The sequence below is a fragment of the Campylobacter sp. RM9333 genome (genome assembly GCF_020137705.1).
Taxonomy (GTDB): Bacteria; Campylobacterota; Campylobacteria; order Campylobacterales; family Campylobacteraceae; genus Campylobacter_E.
Map to the genome: position 1 here is coordinate 1 of NZ_JACGAY010000042.1, position 1,988 is coordinate 1,988.

The window sequence follows — 1,988 nt, forward strand, 5'->3', positions numbered from 1 at the left end:
TTTTTAAAATAACTTTAAGGACTATTAAAAGGTTTTTAAATATATAAAAGGTTGTTGCCGAAGTATTTTCATTCATTTATAGAATGTCAAAAGAAATGAAATGATTTTAGATTTATACAAAATCACTCTTAGTATAATTTATTTTAAAAACGAAATTGAATATATTTAAAGGTTTAAGGAATTTAAAAATTGATTTTAAATTCCTTATCTAAACTAGCAATTTTTACACATATTAAAGATTAAATCATCAAATCTTTTCACAAGTCTTACTTGCTCGTCTAATTCTTCACAATTATAAAGCTCTTCATATAAAGCTAAGATATCTTTAAATATACCTTCTTGCTCTTTTTTGATTGATTTTGCAATGTTTTCTTCTAATGATTTATTTTGTTTTAAATTCTTATTAAGCAAACACCTAATCGCATCATCTTTATAAAGTAATAAATGTATTTGTATAAATAAATTATTTTGCAATCTACCACTATTTTGAGCATTATTAAAGTTATTTTCAGATAATTTTTCATAAGAACTTAAAGTATCAAAAAACTGATTTGTTTTTTCTTGATTTTTATTGCTAATTTCTGAAACTTGATTTGAATATTCTAAACACTTTTTAACACTTTCTTTTAAAGAATTTATATTCAAATTAATAGTATTGGTAGCTTCTTCTGTATTATTTGCTAATTTTCTTACTTCATCAGCAACTACCGCAAATCCACGACCATGCTCACCTGCTCTTGCTGCTTCAATTGCAGCATTTAATGATAATAATTGAGTTTGGTCTGTAATGTCTTTTACCATTTCAATAATTTTTGATATTTCATTTGTTTTTTCATTTAGACCATTGATTAAATCAGTAAATAAACCTATGTAATTTTGTAATTCATTTGAGCTTTTTGACAATTCTTTTACCATAGTTTGAGTAGTATGCGAATCATCTGCAATTTGCTTTGAAGAATTTAAAATGCTATTTAAATTAGTTTGATTTGTGCTTAAGCCATTTGTTAAAATATCAATTATACCTGAATCATTATTGTTTTGTTGAACTCTTATACTAAGCTCATTTAAGCGTTGAGTTTCTATACTTTTTGCAATTCCTAAAATAGCACTTACTAAATTATCAGCAGTGCTTTTAAATCTACCTTTTAAACCTACACTATTAATATTTCTATAAGTTGCACCAGAAAAAGCAACTTCAATAGAACTAGCAACTTCTCTTTGCCACACTTCTATTTGGTCTAACAAATTATTTAAATGATTTGCTAATATTGTGTATTTTTCGCCCTTTATACCAGTAACTCTTGATTCTAAATATCCATTTGAAGTTTGCTCTAAAACTTCTATAATTTTATTTAATGCTTCATCATTATTTTTATTAAATATACTCATTTTAGCCCCTGAATACCTATCATAAATTCGTTATAACCTTTATTTTCTTTTTTCAAAATATCTTCTATAATTTTCCAAGAAGCATCAACTCCTTGAGCTTTCTCAACTTCAAGCATTTTAGCATATAAAGCAATAATAACTTCTTTAGCTTTTTTACCTATTTTTCTTCTAACTGAATAATATCCTATCGTATTACCAGATAAATCATAAGATATGCTAATATTGGCAAATACCCAGTAATATCCACCATCAAATGTTCTGTTTTTTACGAAAGCATAAACTTCTTTTCTTCCTTTTAATTGTTGCCACAAGTATCTAAAAACAGCCTTAGGCATATCTTTATGTCTTACAACATTATGTGGCTTATTTAAAACTTCATTTTCTGTTGAACCTATAATTTTTAAAAAAGATTCATTAGCATAAGTAATATTGCCTTTAATATCTGTTTTGCTAACTATAAAGTCATTATCCAATAGTTCCTTTTCCATTTCTTCCCCAATCATTATAATAAAAAAATAATTTTATAATATCTTCATTATTGTAAAATAGAGATATTATATTTTTGTAAATTTATTATCGTGAAATAAATTTTATTACTC

Annotated in this window: 1 protein-coding gene and 1 pseudogene; both read right to left on the bottom strand. The window is 24.9% G+C overall.

Annotation, left to right across the window (positions count from 1 at the left end; translation table 11 throughout):
• Positions 1-213 precede the first annotated feature (213 nt).
• Positions 214-798: pseudogene (locus AVBRAN9333_RS09605) on the bottom strand (methyl-accepting chemotaxis protein); the annotation flags it as partial.
• A 587-nt stretch (positions 799-1,385) separates the two neighbouring features.
• Complete coding sequence (locus tag AVBRAN9333_RS09355; RefSeq protein WP_214118998.1) at positions 1,386-1,877, bottom strand: PAS domain-containing protein; 492 nt, start codon at positions 1,875-1,877, stop codon at positions 1,386-1,388.
• Between the last annotated feature and the right edge of the window lie 111 nt (positions 1,878-1,988).